The 16,003-nt window shown below is 65.1% G+C and carries 14 protein-coding genes; all 14 read right to left on the reverse strand.

What is annotated here, in order from left to right; translation table 11 throughout:
• Positions 1-86 precede the first annotated feature (86 nt).
• Positions 87-1,163 (reverse strand): acyltransferase family protein, encoded by a 1,077-nt coding sequence (locus ABB26_RS06185; protein ID WP_057632808.1) that lies wholly within the window; start codon positions 1,161-1,163, stop codon positions 87-89.
• Between the two features lie 204 nt (positions 1,164-1,367).
• Complete coding sequence (locus tag ABB26_RS06190; RefSeq protein WP_057632809.1) at positions 1,368-3,752, reverse strand: TonB-dependent receptor domain-containing protein; 2,385 nt, start codon at positions 3,750-3,752, stop codon at positions 1,368-1,370.
• Positions 3,753-3,886: 134 nt separating this feature from the next.
• Entirely contained in the window at positions 3,887-4,294 is a 408-nt protein-coding gene (locus ABB26_RS06195) for a hypothetical protein (RefSeq protein ID WP_057632810.1), read from the reverse strand.
• A 111-nt stretch (positions 4,295-4,405) separates the two neighbouring features.
• Positions 4,406-5,119 (reverse strand): tetratricopeptide repeat protein, encoded by a 714-nt coding sequence (locus ABB26_RS06200; protein WP_245626147.1) that lies wholly within the window; start codon positions 5,117-5,119, stop codon positions 4,406-4,408.
• Positions 5,116-5,808: a Fe2+-dependent dioxygenase gene (locus ABB26_RS06205; RefSeq protein ID WP_057632812.1), complete on the reverse strand. Its 693-nt coding sequence runs from the start codon at positions 5,806-5,808 to the stop codon at positions 5,116-5,118. Before ABB26_RS06205 ends, ABB26_RS06200 begins: the two co-directional genes overlap by 4 nt.
• A 51-nt stretch (positions 5,809-5,859) precedes the next feature.
• Positions 5,860-8,145 carry a TonB-dependent receptor gene (locus ABB26_RS06210; RefSeq protein WP_057632813.1) on the reverse strand — a complete coding sequence of 762 codons (2,286 nt, stop codon included), beginning with the start codon at positions 8,143-8,145 and terminating at the stop codon, positions 5,860-5,862.
• A gap of 120 nt (positions 8,146-8,265) precedes the next feature.
• Complete coding sequence (locus ABB26_RS06215) at positions 8,266-8,694, reverse strand: hypothetical protein (protein ID WP_057632814.1); 429 nt, start codon at positions 8,692-8,694, stop codon at positions 8,266-8,268.
• A 271-nt stretch (positions 8,695-8,965) separates the two neighbouring features.
• Complete coding sequence (locus ABB26_RS06220; protein ID WP_057632815.1) at positions 8,966-9,298, reverse strand: non-heme iron oxygenase ferredoxin subunit; 333 nt, start codon at positions 9,296-9,298, stop codon at positions 8,966-8,968.
• Entirely contained in the window at positions 9,295-9,831 is a 537-nt protein-coding gene (locus ABB26_RS06225) for a GNAT family N-acetyltransferase (RefSeq protein ID WP_057632816.1), read from the reverse strand. The genes ABB26_RS06220 and ABB26_RS06225 overlap by 4 nt, the downstream gene beginning before the upstream one ends.
• 152 nt (positions 9,832-9,983) lie before the next feature.
• Complete coding sequence (locus ABB26_RS19675) at positions 9,984-11,117, reverse strand: TonB family protein (protein WP_083490706.1); 1,134 nt, start codon at positions 11,115-11,117, stop codon at positions 9,984-9,986.
• A 1-nt stretch (position 11,118) separates the two neighbouring features.
• The gene (locus tag ABB26_RS06235; protein ID WP_057632817.1) at positions 11,119-11,712 is read right to left on the reverse strand and encodes a biliverdin-producing heme oxygenase; all 594 of its coding nucleotides are present in this window, start codon (positions 11,710-11,712) and stop codon (positions 11,119-11,121) included.
• Positions 11,713-11,722: 10 nt separating this feature from the next.
• Positions 11,723-14,428 carry a TonB-dependent receptor gene (locus ABB26_RS06240; RefSeq protein WP_083490707.1) on the reverse strand — a complete coding sequence of 902 codons (2,706 nt, stop codon included), beginning with the start codon at positions 14,426-14,428 and terminating at the stop codon, positions 11,723-11,725.
• A gap of 74 nt (positions 14,429-14,502) precedes the next feature.
• Complete coding sequence (locus ABB26_RS06245) at positions 14,503-15,459, reverse strand: DUF4880 domain-containing protein (RefSeq protein ID WP_057632819.1); 957 nt, start codon at positions 15,457-15,459, stop codon at positions 14,503-14,505.
• Positions 15,456-15,971, reverse strand: coding sequence for a sigma-70 family RNA polymerase sigma factor (locus ABB26_RS06250; protein WP_057632820.1), 516 nt, complete (start codon positions 15,969-15,971; stop codon positions 15,456-15,458). Before ABB26_RS06250 ends, ABB26_RS06245 begins: the two co-directional genes overlap by 4 nt.
• Positions 15,972-16,003 lie beyond the last annotated feature (32 nt).

A 16,003-nucleotide genomic window follows, 5' to 3' on the forward strand; every position in this document is an offset into this window, starting at 1 on the left:
GATTAGGGCAAATGAGAAGCCAAAGATTAGATCATTAATGAGAATGATTCGCAATTTGTATCTATTTGTATCGCAACCCGCTGGCTTCAACCCGGTATCGGGCGGGCCTCCGGCAGTTTTTTGCGGCGCAGGAACGGCAGCTGCTGCAGCGGTCGTTCAAGCATCCGCCAGGAGACCAACCCAGCCATGAGGCAGGCGAGCACGGTCAGCAGTACGAACAGGCAGGATTGCCATGCAGCGGTGTTCAGCCCGGTTTTCTGCCAAAGCCGCCCCATGGCGGAAATCACGAAGACGTGGCTCAGGTACAGCGAATAGGAGCTGTCACCGATCAGCAGAAGCGGTTGGGGCAGGGAAGGTGGGGTTGTGTGCTCCCAACGGACCAGCCCGAGGGTGAGCAGGGCCGCTGGCAGGCCGAAGCCCAATGCGCGCAGTGCGGCTGGGGGTGCCGGCGCATCGAAGTGGGCAAGCGCGAGCACGGTGCCCATGAATCCGACGACTCCGAGCCCGGCCACGGGGAGGGCAAGGCGCGCGGGCAGTCGATTCCAGTACAGGCCGACCATCGCACCGGCGATGAATTCCAGGGTGAGCGGACTGCTGGCGACCCGTTGCCAGGGCGCCGCCGTGGAGCCAAGAAAGTGTTGTGCGGTCAAGGTGATCGTGGCCCAGCCGAGCAGCAGCCACGGGAGCCGTGATTCGCGGGCGAAGGCGATCATTGCCGCCATCACCAGGTAGAAGAACATCTCGTGGATGAGTGTCCAGCCCACCGTGAGCAGTGGCAGTTGTGATTGCGGCCACAGCAGATAGGAAGCGGTGATGCTCTGTTCTTGGTAGGCGCTGTTGGCCATGCCCGGTGCCAGCAGCATCAGCAGCACCACGATGCTGGTGTAGAACCAGTACAGCGGCAGGACGCGCCAGCCGCGTCGTACCAGGAATCGACCGGCGTTGCGTGGGCTGCCATAGCTGCCGGCGGCGATGGTGGTCATCACTAAGCCGGAGAGCACGAAGAACAGGTCCACGCCACTGTCGGCAAAGCGCATCAGCGCCGGAATGACGGGGCTGGTCGCAGAGTACTTCTGCTCCACGATCTGTAGATGAAACAGCACGACCAGCAATGCGGCGATGGCGCGCAGCGCCTGTACGGAATGAAAGGTTCGGCGGGTCATGAAGCGGCGGTGTTTTCAAGTGTGCGGACTCTACCACTGGGCCTTGCGACCAGGGGCCGGTGGCGGCAACGACAAAGCCCGCCAATGGCGGGCTTTGAAGTGGTTGGTGCGGGCGGAATCGCGCGTGTGCCAATGGCAGCATCCAGATGCTGCCATCAGCTTGCACGGTCCGCCTTGCCCGCAGCGGGAGGCGGGCAAGGCTTGTCAGAACCGGGCGTTGAGGCTCAACCAGAAGCTGCGTGCCTTGTCCTTGTTGTTGTAGTCGTCGAAGTACAGCACTTCATTGGTGCCGTCGGCGTAGCTGCCGTCACCGTCGAGATCCGTGAAGGTGGTCTGGTAGGTGGTGAAGTCACGATCGAACAGGTTGTTGATGCGTGCGTTGACGGTCAACCATTGGGTGGCCTCGAACGAAGCACCCAGGTGGAACACGGTGTAGTTCTTGTAGTAGAGGGCCTTGCCGGTGACAGCACTGACATCGTTGAAACGCTTGGAGCGCGCCTCGCCGGTCAGGAACAGGCTGAAGCGATCATTGGCCTGCCAGTTGAAGGTGGCGTTGGCCATGTGCTTGGCGCTGTTGCCCAGTGGCAAGCCCTTGCGGGCACCGCTCTTCTGCTCGCTGTCGGTATAGGTGTAATTGGCGCGCAGGCTGAAGGCATCGTTGATCTCCCAACGGCCGGCGACTTCCGCACCCTGGATCACCACCTCATCGATGTTCACCGTCTTGCTGCTGGTGGAATAGCCCAGGTCGGCATATTCGCCCGTGCTGGTGCAGGCAAGGCTCAGACCGGCGCCGCAGGGCTGGGAGGAGATCTTGTCGTCGAACTTGTTGTGGAACAGGGTGGCGTTGAAATTGTGGCCGTCCGGATGTTGCCAGTACACCGCCAGCTCGGTGCTGGTGCTGGTCTCCGGTTTCAGGTCCGGATTGCCGAACATCGGCGAGGTGCCCTGGCCACCGAAGCCGGTGACGCCGTCATACAGCTGGGTGGTCTTGGGAGTCTTGAAGCCGGTACTGACACCGCCCTTGACCGTCCACTGTTCGTTGACGGTGTACACGCCGTACAGGCGTGGGCTCAGGTGGTCGCCGAACACCTCATGATCGTCGAAGCGCAGGCCATAGGTGATGGCCAGCGGCGCGATGACGGTCCAGGTGTCCTCGGCAAACAGCGAGTACATGTTGTGCTCCTGCTTGCGGCCCGGGTTGCCGACTTCCATGCCGAACACGCCGTCGGTCAGTTCGCCACGGATCACCTGCGTACCAAACACCGCGACGTGATCACCGGCGGCCTGGAACGGGACGTCGAACTTGGCATCCAGTGTGTACTGCGAGCTTTCCAGTGTGCGCTGGGGACGCGGCAGGAAGGTCTGCTCTGCGGCGGCACGGCGCTGTGCTTCGGTCAGGCCGGCGTACGCACCCGTGGCGTTGAGCATCTGCAGCAGTTGGCGACGCTCGGCCACAGTGAACGGCATGGTGCGGCCGTCGTTGTTGGTAGCCACGTGCGAGAGCGAGACAAAACTGTTGCCGAAGTCCCACTTGCCGTCATGGGTCAATGCCCAGGCGTCACGGGTGAACTCCTGGGTCGGGCCGTAGCCCACGCGGGGATCGGCACGGGTGCAGTTGCGGCGGGCGATGCAGGTGGTGGAGTTGCCACGCCAGATCGAGGCGATGCCATCGACCGTGCCGACCGGGTATTCCTCGACGCCCTGATCGTTGATCTTGATCGAGTTGTCGTATTCCTGGCGCGAGGTGTCGTAGTCCAGGGTGATGGTCTGCGATTCGGTTGGCGTCCAGGCAAGGCTGATGCCGCCGGCCTTGTTGGTGTTGTCCACGGTCTTGCCGCCGCCGCCGAAGCCCAGTGCACGGTTGTGCTCGACGCCAGCGGGGTCGGTGACCGAGGAGTACACCGGGTTGGAAGCCTTGCGGTCGTACCAGCTGGCGCGCGCGCTGAGGTTCAGCACCCCAGGTACCAGCGGGCCGGTGACGAACAGGTCGGCGGTGCTGTCATCGCCAAACTCGTCATTGGTCTCGAAGGTGCGCGCGATGGTGGCCGAGCCGTGCCAGCTGTCCAGGGTGCGCTTGGTGATGACGTTGATCACGCCGCCCATGGCGTCGGCGCCGTACAGGGTGGAAGCCGGGCCGCGGATCACTTCGATGCGTTCGATCGCATCCAACGGCGGAATATGGTTGAACTGGTTGCCGCCGAAGTTGTTCGGGTAGATGTCGCCGTGGTTGTTCTGACGGCGGCCGTTGATCAGGATCAGCGTGTAATCCGAGCCCATACCGCGCATCGAGATGGTGCCCTGGCCGGTCTTGTCGCGGGTTTCGCCCACATCCACGCCTTCCAGGTCACGCACTGCATCGAGCAGGGTCATGTAGGGGCGCTTGGCCAGCTCTTCCTGGGTGATGACCGAAATGCTCGCCGGCGCATCGGTGATCTTCTGCTCGAAGCCGCTTGCGGTGACGACCACCTTGTCCAGGGTGGTCGGGGCGCCGTTGCCATTGGCATGGGCGGTGAGGCTGAGTGCACCGAGCACGGCGGCGGTGAGCAGGTGGCGGGAGACGGACGCACGACGACGATGGCGCTGGGCCATGGAAGAAACCTCTGGAGTAATTGAGAGCGGATGCGCAGATGGACCGCGCAAGCAGATTCACTTGCGACGGGTGCGGCGACAGGAGATGAAAGCTTGGGAAGCGAAGGCCCGGGGCGGCCCCGGATGCGAAGCGATCAGGCCAGGGGAGGCGCTTGGCCGCGTTGCTGGCGCAGGCTCGTCAAGGCGTGATGTGTCTGACGTGGCGAGGCCGGGATCATCGAACGGTCGGTAGCGTCGGCGACCGTCATGGTTTGGGGGTGCAGCGCTGGATACGACTGCACGACGCGCGGCGCACGCAGGCTGGCTACCCGGCGCAGCTTGGCCGGGCTTTCTTCTTCAAGTGGTTTCTCACCGCCCGAACGTTCTTCGCCGGGAGCCGAAGCGGTGGTTTCGACCATGCCGGCACGCGGCACGTGCTGCCCGACCTGCCACAGCGAGGCCAGCAGCGACAGCAGGAGCAGCGCGCACAGGGCCACCGGACGCAGCGCATGGGAGCGCTGTGCGGTGATGGCCAGGTACGGATGGCGCGGTGCTTGCTGCACTGAAATCCCCAGGTGGAACGCGCGACCAGGTCAGCCGGGCGTCTTCGGGCGGGGATTGTAATTGGGAGTCGTTAGCTTGTGCAAATGAGAATTGATAGCAATTGACGAATATCAATTCTCATCGGATACCAGCGCACGGATGGCCGCGTGTACCGAGCCTGCCAGTTGTGGGCGGATCTGGGTCAAGAAGGAGGGACTGCCATGTGCCAATGCCTGTTGCAGCCAGTGCACGGCTTCATCGATGTTGCCGGCGGCCAGCAGCAACGAGGCGTGACTGGCCTGGCCGCGAAAGTCACCGGCCTGTGCCGAGCGCAGGTACCAGCCTGGAGCGGCGCCAGGGTCTGCTGCGACACCGCTGCCTTCCTCCAGGCAGCGCCCGACCAGATTCATGGATTTGGCGTGCCCGGCCTCGGCCGCCTGCAGGTACAGCGCGTAAGCGGCAGCTTCGTCGCGGCCTACGCCGCGGCCCGTGGCGAGCAGGTTGGCGAGGTTGTACATGCCCCAGTCGAGCCCGCTGTCGCTTGCCTTGCGATACCAGACCGCCGCCAGTTCGTGATTGACCGGCGTCCCCTGACCGAGTTCATGGCAGCGGCCGAGCATGTTCATCGCCACGGCCAGCCCGCCGTTGGCAGAGCGCTCGAACCAAGCCATTCCGGTGCCGGCATCCAATGTGCGGGCACGGCCTTCCATGCAGGCCTGCCCAAGCAGGAACTGCGCGACGGCATCGCCGTTCTGCGCGCGCTGCTCCAGCTCCTGCATCGCACTGTCAGGGTCATCGGCCAACTGCTGCAGCAACGTCTGCGGGTCGCGTACCGTGCTGCTCAAGCGTCTGCCCATTGTCGAAGCAGGTTGTGATACACGCCGGTCAGGCTGACCAGCGACGGGTGTTCGGGGTGATCCTGGGTGAGGCGGCGGATCGACATGTCCATGTCCCACAACAGCCGGCGTTGGCCATCGTCGCGCACCATGCTCTGGATCCAGAAGAACGATGCCAGGCGCGCGCCGCGCGTCACCGGCGTGACCTGATGCAGGCTGGTGCCCGGGTACAACACCATATGCCCTGCCGGCAGCTTCACCCGCTGGTTGCCGTAGGTGTCTTCGATGACCAGTTCGCCGCCGTCATATTCATCCGGGTCGGCCAGAAACAGCGTGGCGGACAGATCGGTGCGTACCGGCTGCGGATCGTTGGGCCGGCTGATGTGGTCGTAGCGGATCGCATTGTCCACATGGAAGCCGAAGGTCTGGCCTTCGCGATAACAGTTGAACAGTGGCGGAAATACCCGGCGTGGCAGCGCGGCAGCGAAGAATGTCTGGTTGCGGCCCAGTGCATCGAGAATCATCGAACCCAGGGCGCGTGCGGCCGGATCGGATTCGGGCAACTGCAGGTTCTGTTTGGCCTGTGCCGACTGATAGCCGGCCGTGGCCTTGCCGTCGGCCCAGCCCGCTTCCTGCAGGCGCTGGCGGGCCAGTGCCACCTGCTCGCGCGTGAGTACGTCGGGGATGTGCAGCAGCATGAGGTTTCCCTTGTGAGCAAAGCCCCCGGCCGGAGCCGGGGGCGGTGGTGCTCAGAACTTGAAGTTGAAGGTCAGGCTTGCCGAGCGGCCCGGTGCGATCGCTGCATAGTGCGAAGCATAGGCCTTGGTGAAGTACACCTTGTCGGTCAGGTTCTGCACGTTCAGCTGCAGGCTGTAGGTGTCATTGAAGGCATAGCTGGCCATCGCGTCCCATCGGGTGTACGACGGTACCCACTTGGTGTTGGCGGTGTTGCCGTAGACCTTGTCGACGTAGCTGGCGCCGCCACCGACCGTCAGGCCGCGTACGAACGACGGCGACCACGTGGTCCACACGTTGGCGCTGTGCTTGGCGGTATTGGGGAACGCGTTGCCGTTGAGCGGGGACGGCACGTAGGCGCCGTTGACCAAGGCAAAACCGTTGTCCTCAAGCTCTGCATCCAGGTAGGTATAGCCACCGAACACCTGCCAGCCTTCAACGATGGTGCCGCTGAAGCCGATTTCAGCACCCTTGACCTTCTTGCTGCCCGCGTTCTGGGTGGTGCCGGCGTCGTTGAGGACACGGGCATTGTTCATTTCGGTCTGGAAGATGGCGCCGGTCAGCGACAGGCGCTGGTCCAGCAGGTCCCACTTGGTGCCCAGTTCGATGTTGCGGCTGCGCTGCGGTGCCAGGTCCTTGATCGCGACGGTGATGCCGTCGGCGCCGTCGCCGGCGTCCATGCCCACCGGCGTGGACGAGGTGCCCCACGACAGGTAGACGCTGCCGTTGGCCGTCGGCTTGAACACCAGGCCAGCCTGGCCGTTCCAGAACGATTCGGCATTGCGCAGGTCATTGGTGCCGGCAGCAATGGCGGCCGGGGTCGGGGTGATCAGGCGTGCGTCGTAATCGTCAAAGCGGACGCCCAGGTTCAACAGCCATTGCGGGCTGAACTCCATGGTGTCGAACAGGTAGGCCGAACGGGTGCGGTTGGTCTGGCGCACATCCTGTGCCGGGTTGCTGCGGGTGACGGTATGCGAGGCCGACCACGGATCATGCGGCGTCGGATTGGCGAAATCGGTGCAGTTGTAGCCGGTGCCGGCACCGGTGGTCGGGCAGCTGGTGGTACCGGTGATCGGATTCCAGGTGCCGTTCTTGCCGTTGACCAGGCCAATGTCGTACGTGCCGCGGCGGGTCTTCTCTTCCGAGTACTCGATGCCGGCATTGATGTTGTGCTTGATCGCGCCGGTGTTGAACTCGCCGGTCAGGCTGGTCTGGTTGATGAAGCTCTCGGTGCGTGCCGCGCGGGCATTGGTACGGCGCCACAGGGTGCCGTACAGGTTCGGGTTGCCCTTGCTGTCATCCGGCTGGGTCCACAGATAATCGTTGGTGGTACGGCCGAAGCGGGCCACGTTGCGGGCGGTGAATGCACCGAACTCGTGGGACAGGTTGGCGGTGGTGATGTCGGCCTTGGTTTCCTGGAAGTCGCGGTCAACCAGGCCATAGAAATTGTTGCGGTCCGGCACGATCGGGCTGCCGTCGCCGTTCTTGGACACATTGGCGCCGCTGGTGAACGGGTTGTTGTACGGGAAGCCACCGGCGTCGGGCAGATCGTCGGTTTCCATGTGGTAATGGCCCAGGGTGAACTGGGTCGGGCCATTCAGGCCCCAGGCAATGGAGGGTGCGATGCCCCAGCGGCTGACGTTGACTTCATCGCGGCCGGCGATGTCGCTGTCGTGCTTCATCACGTTCACGCGCGCGGCAATGCCGTCGCCGATCACGGCATTGGCGTCGACCGTGGCGCGCTGGTAGCTGTCCGTGCCCAGGCCGACCGAGCCCTGCACGAAGTCGCGCAGCTTCGGGGTCTTGCTGACCAGGCTGATGCTGCCGCCGGCCGAACCGCGGCCGCTGTAAGCCGAGCTCGGCCCCTTCACTACTTCGATCTGCTCGATGGCGAACACTTCGCGGGTCTGGCTGCCGGCATCGCGCAGGCCATCGACATAGATGTCCGACTGCGAATCGAAGCCACGGATGAAGGGACGGTCACCGGTGGGGTTGCCGCCTTCGCCCGCGCCGAAAGTGATGCCCGGCACGGTGCGCAGGGCGTCGAGCAGGGTGGTGGCGGCAGTCTGCTCGATGATCTGCTGGGAGATCACCGACACCGACTTGGGCGTATCCAGCAACGATGCGGTGAACTTGGAAGATTGCAGGCGCGCCTGTTCGGCATGGACATCAACCGCATCCAGTTCGGTGGCCTTGCGCTGTTCGGCACCGCTGTCAGCAGTGTCGGGCGCGGCGTGGGCGGCCAGCGGGGCCATGGCAAGCAGCAGGGCGGAGGTCAGCGGGGTACGCACAAGGGTCATGAGGGGGCTCGAAGGCAAACAGAAAGAAGGCATCGGCGCAGCAGGCGGACGCAAAAGGAAGAGACGTAACAGGCGAATCGGCTGCACCCGGGACGGGCGCAGCGGAAGACAGCGCAGGACTCAGGCCAGCGGAGGGGCGTGGCCGGGATTCAGCAGCAGATACGGCGCCGGCGGATAACGGTGCGACCGTTCTAGGGCATGCTGGAGCAGCGTGTCGGCGGCGGCAGCCACGAACATGCGGGCCGGCGCTGCCACGGGGGCGGTCGTCGGCGGGGCAGGAGTGTCGACAGGGCGTTGGCGCGCGCTGCGGAAGGATTCGGCGCCCGATTCAGCAATGGCGACAAGATCAGGCAGATCGTCCGGGTGACCCCGGTCGGGGCTGACCAGCACCGGGGCTTGCGCCGCCGATGCGAGGTGGGCCGTGACCGGCTGGCCGTGGCCCAGCATCGCCCAGGCCAGCAGCATTCCGAACACCAGCATCAGCCACGGCAAACGCTGCCGCACGAAGGCGGTCGGTCGCTGAATGGCCATGGCGGGCGGGTTGGGCATGGAATGCAGGGGTACGCGAAGGCATTGCGGATGCAATGGATGCGCATCTTATTGAGAATTGTTTGCGTTATCAATATTGAGAAATAACGGCGCCCGTCCGCAAAGTGGCTGATCAGGGCAGGCCAAATGCGCCTGCCGGCGGGGATGCCGCACTCAGTCGCGCACGCGGTCAGCGGCGGAGGCGGCTGTGTGCCGAGCTGGCAGCTGGCCGTGGAAACACCGACGCCCCTTGCGGGGCGTCGGGTGAAGCGTTGATCGCAGGCCGCCTGACTCAGTCGCGGTCGTCGCGTGACCAGATGCCGCCGTGTTCCCGCTTGACCGGGAACTTGGGTACCGGCGAGTAGGCGGGGGCGCACAGGGCGCGGCCATCGCGGATGTCAAAGCGGGCGCTGTGCAGGATGCATTCGATGCTGCCTTCGACCGGGTCGATCACGCCGGAGGACAGTTCAAATTCCTCATGGCTGCATTGGTCTTCCAGCGCATACAACTCGCCATCCAGGTTGAACACGACCAGCGGCGTGCCGGTGACTTCGTCGAACGCGCTCTTCATTTCGCCGGGCAGCAGTTCCTCGCTGGCGCAGATGAAGGTCCAGGTTTCGCTCATGCCGCAGTCCCCAGCGGCTTCTCCAGCACTTCGAACTGCAGGTCGTCGCGCTTGGGGAGGCCATAGCGGGCATCGCCGTACGGGAACGGCTTCTTGATGCCGGTGCGCACGTAACCACGGCGTTCATAGAAGGCGATCAGCTCATCGCGGCAGTCGATCACGGTCATCTGCATGGTCGGCAGCTGCCATTGCTCGAACGCATGACGCTCGGCCTGCTGCATCACCTGTTTGCCGACGCCGCCACCCTGGGCGGTGGGGCTGACGGCGAACATGCCGAAATAGCCATGGCCGTCTTCGTCGGCGACATGGCAACAGGCCTGCAACTGGCCATTCTGTTCGGCGATCAGGATGACGCTGCGTGGACGGTTGATGTCGGCCAGGATGCCGTCGGCATCAACGCGTTGACCATCCAGTAGGTCGGCTTCGGTGGTCCAGCCCACACGGGACGCATCGCCGCGATAGGCGGAGGTCACCAGTTCGATCAGGGCCGGGATATCGGTGGCGGTAGCGGTACGGAAGGTCAGCTCGTTCATGCTCGCATTCTAGAACGGCGGGCGCCGACCGGGAGGTGCTGGATGCGGAACCGGCGGGAAGTCCGTTCACTTGGCCATTTCCCAGCATGCCATTCCCGCCTGCGTGGAAATGACCATCTGAAAGTGTGTTGTGGTGTGCGGTATTCCGTCTCTCACCGCATGAAGAACTCCACCGGGAATGACAACTCCAGCGGCGCCCTGCGTTCGTCCGGCACGGCAGGCAACGGCGCGGCACGACGGAAAGTATCCAGTGCCGCCTGGTCCAGCAGCGTCGAGCCGGAGGATTGCTCCAGCGCCAATGCCAACAGGGCGCCATCGCGGGCCAGACTGACGCGGACGTGGGCGATGCCCTGCTCGCGGCGCGCGCGCGCGGCGTTGGGATAGCGGCGGTGGCGTTCCAGCTTGGCCATGACCCGGCCCTCCCAGCTGTCCTTGCCGGGGTCGGCGGCACTGGGGCCGGGCGGCAGTGGCGGGCTGGGTGGTGCCGCCGCGATGGAGGCTTCCTGCTGCTGCGGTGCCAGTGCCTGTTGGATCGGTTGCGGTGGCTGCGGCGGCGGAATCACCCAGCGTGCGTCGGTACGGGGCGGCGAGGGCGGTTGTGGCCTCGGTGGCTCGGGCTTCTGCTGCAGGGCCGAGGCGGCGGTGGAGGGTGTGGGGGCAATGATGTCTTCCAGCGGTTGTTCGGGTGCGCGCGGTGGCAGCATCACCAACTGCGTGCGCTCGCTTGGCTCGACCACCGGCAACGCTGGCGCCTGTGCGCGGCTCCACAGCAACAAGGCGAAAAGGCCGGCGTGGATCAGCACCGTCACTGTCGCCGCCACGCTGCGGATGCCGCGTTCGCTACCGGCATGGGTTTGAACAGGACCAATCCCGCGCGGCAACGGGCGCGTGAGCAGGTAGGCGGCGCAGGCGCTCATGCCGATGGCGACCGTGCTCCACAGCAGCAACGAGGGATGGGCGAAGTACCAGAACGTGGCGAAGCCCAGTGCCATGCCGCCGCAGGCAAAGGCCTTGGCGCGTGCCGACATCGCACCCTGTTCGCGCCACAGCCGCAACGGCGGGCCGAACTGCGGATGCTGCAGCAGCCAGCGCTCGAAACGCGGTGATGAGCGCCCGAAGCAGGCAGCCGCCAGAATCATGAAGATGGTGGTCGGCATCACCGGCAACAGCGCGCCGATGATGCCCAACGCCACCATCACCATGCCCAGCAGCAGATAACCCACACGCACGGCGCGGTGGCGTCGTGGCATGGACAGCGATGGTGGCGGCGCGAGCGTGGAGTCCATCTCAGTCGGTGAATGCCTGCTCGACATACCCGTGCACGCGCTGGAATGCCTGGGTGGCACCGGCCACCAGGCGTTCTTCCTGTTCGGCGTCCAGCGCATTGCCGTCCAGTGCGTCGGTGAAACGCCGCCAATGACGGGCACGGCCATCGGGATGTCCGGCCAGGTGACGGGCGCCATGCGCGGCATCCAGCCCGATGCGGGTGGCCAGCTTGAACAGGATGGCCGCGCCCAGGTTGGAGCCTTCGACCACGTACAGCCAGCCCAGTGCCGTTGCCGGATCAATGTCGTCGGTCAACGCAGAACCTTCATCCGCAGGCAATGGTTCGTCCAGGTCGAACAGGTCCTGCTCCAGTTCGCGCAACCGCTGGCGTTCGACCAGGTCCGGCAGCAGCGCCTGCAGCACCGGCAGCGAGTACAGCACCGCAAGATCGCGATGGAACCGGTACTGCACGCGCAGGAAGCGCCGGTAGTTGTCCAGCGAAGCGAACGGATCGCCGCGCATGATGCGCTGGTCCAACCGGTCATGCGTGCCGTGGGTGGCAGCCTTGAGCCGCCGGCTGCGGCTGGTTGCCAGGAGTGCGGGGGAATCAGACATGCAGGGTTCCTCAGAAGTTGACGGTAAAGCCCAGGCGTACGGTGCGACCTGGCGAGGGCATCAGGCCCAGCGTCATCGCGTCCATGTAGTAGCGGTCGGTGAGGTTGTCCACGCCCAGATCAAGCGCGACGTGGTCGTTGAGGCGGTAGTTGGCAAACACATCCACCAGCACGTACGAGCCCCAGTCCACCACCGGAATGATGTTGCTGGCGCGTGGCAGGGTCGGGCGGTTGCCGGTGTAGCTGACGCGGGTGCCGGCGGTCAGGCGCTGATCGAACTGATGCGTGCCCAGGGTCAGTGCACCGGACGCACGCGGCGGCACGTGATTGCTTGCGTAGCTGTCGGTGACACCGCCCGCATAGCAGGCCGGCGACCTGGTCGGATAGGCGCGGTCGCTGTGGCAGAAGTTGGTGTAGGTGTAATAGCTGCCGGACAGCTCGCCGAAGAAGCGTGGCGTGCGGTATTCGGCGCTGATCTCGTAGCCCTTGAAGTCGGCGTTGTCGATGTTCTCGATCACCGGTGCCGACACCCACCCTTCCAACTGCACGGTGGTGCGGGTCAGATAGTCCTTCACGTGGTTGTCAAAGTACGCCAGCTTCAGGCGCGCCTGGTCGCCTTCGGCAAACAGGCCATCGCGCATCAGGTTGATGCCGTACTCGCGGTTCTTGGCATGCTCCGGGCGCAGGTCCATGGCAAACATGCTGGGCACTGGGCCGGAGCTGGTTTCGAACAGGCCTGGCATGCGCAGCGCTTCGGCATAGCGGGCGTAAACCTGCACGCCCTCGAACGGGGTGAAGGTGATCGCCGCGATCGGCGTGTTGCCGCTGTCGCGGCCCTGCAGATGCACATCGGTATAGGTGATGGGCCGGCTCTGCGACGGCACGCGGGTGATCTCGCGGTCGTAGCTCTTGTAGCGGGTGTGGCGCAGTGCGGCGTCGAACTTGAACCAGTCCACCGGCACCCATTCGGCGCTGGCGAACGCGCTGCTTTCCTCACGCTTGGCATTGTTGCTGCTGAAGCTCTGCTTCGCGCTGATCGGATGCACGTCTTCCTTGCCGTGGGTGAAGCCGTACTGCAGGGCGAAGTCGCCCCAGCCGGTGATGAAGCGCGAGGTGTTGGTGGCATCGATGCCCCAACGCTCGGACTGGCGGTAGGTGGTTTCGATGTAGGTGAACTCCGGCGGCAATGCCGGGAACGAGTAGACGTTGCGGATGGTGTTGTCCAACGCGGTACGCCACGCATTGGCCTTGAAGTCGATCAGTTCGTTGGCCGGCTGCCAGCGGTAGCGCGCGGTCCAGGTATCGGCATCGACGTCACTGAGCGCCGACTGCAGCGCGCCTTCGCCGCGCAGGATCGCCGAGGGCATCAGCTCGCCGTAGCGGCTCTGGTACTTCATGCGGCCCACTTCCAGTGCCTGGTCGGGACTGGGTTTCCAGGTGACCTTGAGCAGCCAGGACTGGTTGTCCACCGAGGTATTGAGCACTTCCTCGCCGGCACGGAAGCGATTGAGGCCGTCGAAGGTAACGTTGGTGTACTCGACCCAACGGCCGCGGCTGTCGGTGGTACGGCTTACCGCGTAATGCGGCTCGGGCGCGCCCGGGCCGTTCTCACCGGCGAAGTAGTTGCCGGTCTTGCGACGTGCGTAGACGCCAACCACTTCGAACTGATCCCAGCGCTTGGCCACCGCCAGGCTGCCGCTGCCGCCGGCCGGGGTGCCAGTGGAGGGGCGGTCCATGCCGGTGTCATCTGCAAATTCGGTGGGCAGTTGCTGCACGGTGCAGGTGCGGCCGCCGCCGCAGGCGGTGAGGAAACGTCCGCCATTGCGCAGGCCACCCGTGGTGAAGGCCGGCGGTGGCGAGGTGCTGTTGTCGCTGAAGCCGCCCTTCAGGCGGATGCCCCAGTCCTTGTCGCTGCTGATGATGTCCTCGGCGTTCAAGGTGCGCATGCTGACCACGCCGCCGATCGCACCGACGCCTTCGGCACCGCTGCTGGGGCCCTTCTGGATATCGATGCCACCGATCATGTCCGGGTCGATGTAGCTGCGCCCGGCTACGCCGGCATAACCGCGATAGACGGTGACCTGCTGCTGGCTGCCGTCGATCACCACCGGCACGCGGTTGAAGCCCTGCATGCCGCGGATGTTGAGGTCCAGCGCGCCGGAGTTGCGGTTGTCGCCATTGATCACGCCGGCAACGCTCTTGAAGATGTCGCCGGCCTGGGTGCCGCGTGAGCGTTCGATCTGCTGCAGCGACAGATGCGCACCGGATTGTGGCGAGGCGTACGGGCGGTCGGCCGGGCTGACCCGGTCATCGCCCAGCTGGGTGCGGTTTCCCTGGTCACCCTGCACGCGCAGCGTGCCGATGCGTTCAACGCCATTGGCCGGCGCGCGCTGTACGGTCAAGGCACCGCTGGCGGTGGTGGCCAACTGCAAGCCGCTGCCCTGCAGCGCTTGTGCAGCCGCCTGTTCGATCGACAGGCGGCCGTTTACCGCGCCAGCGCGCTTGCCCTGCAGCAAGGATGGATCCACCGACAGCGTGCGGCCGGCCGCGGCCGCGATGCGGTTGAGGCTGGCACCGAGCGGGCCGGCGTCGATCTGGTAGTCGACCATTGCGCTGCTTGCGCCGTTGGCGTCTTGTGCGTGGGCAAACGGTGCGGCGCAGGCCAGCGACAGCGCCAAGGCCAGGCAGGAAGGGCGGAGCAGGGGGGAGGCGGACATCGATACGGCTTCCGAATAAGGGGTTCGGATAGGGATGTGTATCGACGGCGGGAAATCGGACACGTTCGCAACAACTATTTTCTGTCGATCAGGGTGACCGGCCCGTAGGACTGGATGGAAACCGGCAACGTCTCGGCCAGCGCAGCCAGAGTGCGCTGGCTTTCGTCCAGCGCGAACACGCCTTGCACACGCAACATTGCGGCGGACGGCGAGACCCGAAGGAACCCGCTGCGGTAGGGACGCAGGCGTTCCACCAGTTCCTGCAGCGGTGCGTTGTCGAGGCTGACGCGGCCATGCAGCCACTGGCTCAGCTGCAATGGATCGGTGCTCAGGGCGGTGATGCCGGTGGCGTCCACGCGTGCCGAATGCCCAGCCTGCAGGCGTAGCGCCTGCCCGTTGCTGTCCTGTATCAGTGCATGTTCGCCGAGCACGGTTGCGATGGTCCGGCTCTCGTCGCGCTCGATCATCAGCTGGCCCCGCAGCAGTGTCAGCTGCGCATGCAGCGAGTGCAGCAGCACCGGTCGCGGATCGGCGACGGCTTCCAGAAGGGCCCTGCCACGGCGCAGCCACAGCTGGCGGCGGACCCCATCGAATGCCGCGTCCACAGCGCTGCGCGCATCCAGGACCAATGAACTGCCATCGGTGAGCGCGAACCGACGGCGCTGCGCGGTGGCGGTGCGGAAGTCGGCACCGAGCTCGCGCAACGGGAACTGGCGGTCGGTCCACAATGCGGCGCCGCCGGCGGTCACGGCCAATGCCGCCAGCGAGCGCAGGGCTACGCGCCGTGATGGCCGCAACAGCAGCTCGCGGGCCTGTTGTTCCTGGCCGGGATGGCGCTGTGCCACGTCACGCAGGCGCTGGAAGCGCCCCTGGATTTCCTGCAGCTGCTGCCAGGCCTGACGATGTTCGGGCGCGGTATCGAGCCAGCGTTGCAACCGCTGTTGGCTGCCGCTGTCGGCAGTGCCGGACTGCAGCAGCACCATCCAGTCGATCGCGGCCTGCATGGCCACCTGCGATGCGTCCTGGCTCATGGATCGTTCGCCGTCTGCAGATCCTGCAGGCAACAGGTCCATGCCTGCCGTAGGTAACGGCCGACGGTGCGTACCGATACCCCGAGTTGCTGCGCGATCTGCTCGTGGCCCATGCCGTCGAGCTGGCTGTACAGGAAAGCTGCACGGGCAGGTGCTGGCAGCGACTGCATGCTGCGATCGACCAACAGCACCGTTTCAAGCAGCAACGCACGTTCTTCGGGTGAGGGCGAGAAGGCTTCGGGGCTGTGTCGTAGTTGCTCCAGCCAAGCGTGTTCCAGGTCGCGGCGCCGGCGCAGGTGGAACAGCAGGCGTTTGGCGATGGTGGTCAGGAACGCACGCGGCTCATCGATGCTGGCCAGCGGCGTGCGCGAGGCAGCTACCTGGGTGAAAGTCTCGGCGGTGATGTCCTCGGCATCCCAGCGGCATCGCATCTGGCGGCACAGCCGCGCCAGCAACCAGCGGTGGTGGTCGCGGAACAGGGCGGCGAGGGTGGTGGAGGACGCGGGGCTCATGCTTCTTGCAAATGCGAATTGTTCGCATTATT

The sequence above is a fragment of the Stenotrophomonas humi genome (assembly GCF_001431415.1).
GTDB classification, from domain to species: domain Bacteria; phylum Pseudomonadota; class Gammaproteobacteria; order Xanthomonadales; family Xanthomonadaceae; genus Stenotrophomonas; species Stenotrophomonas humi.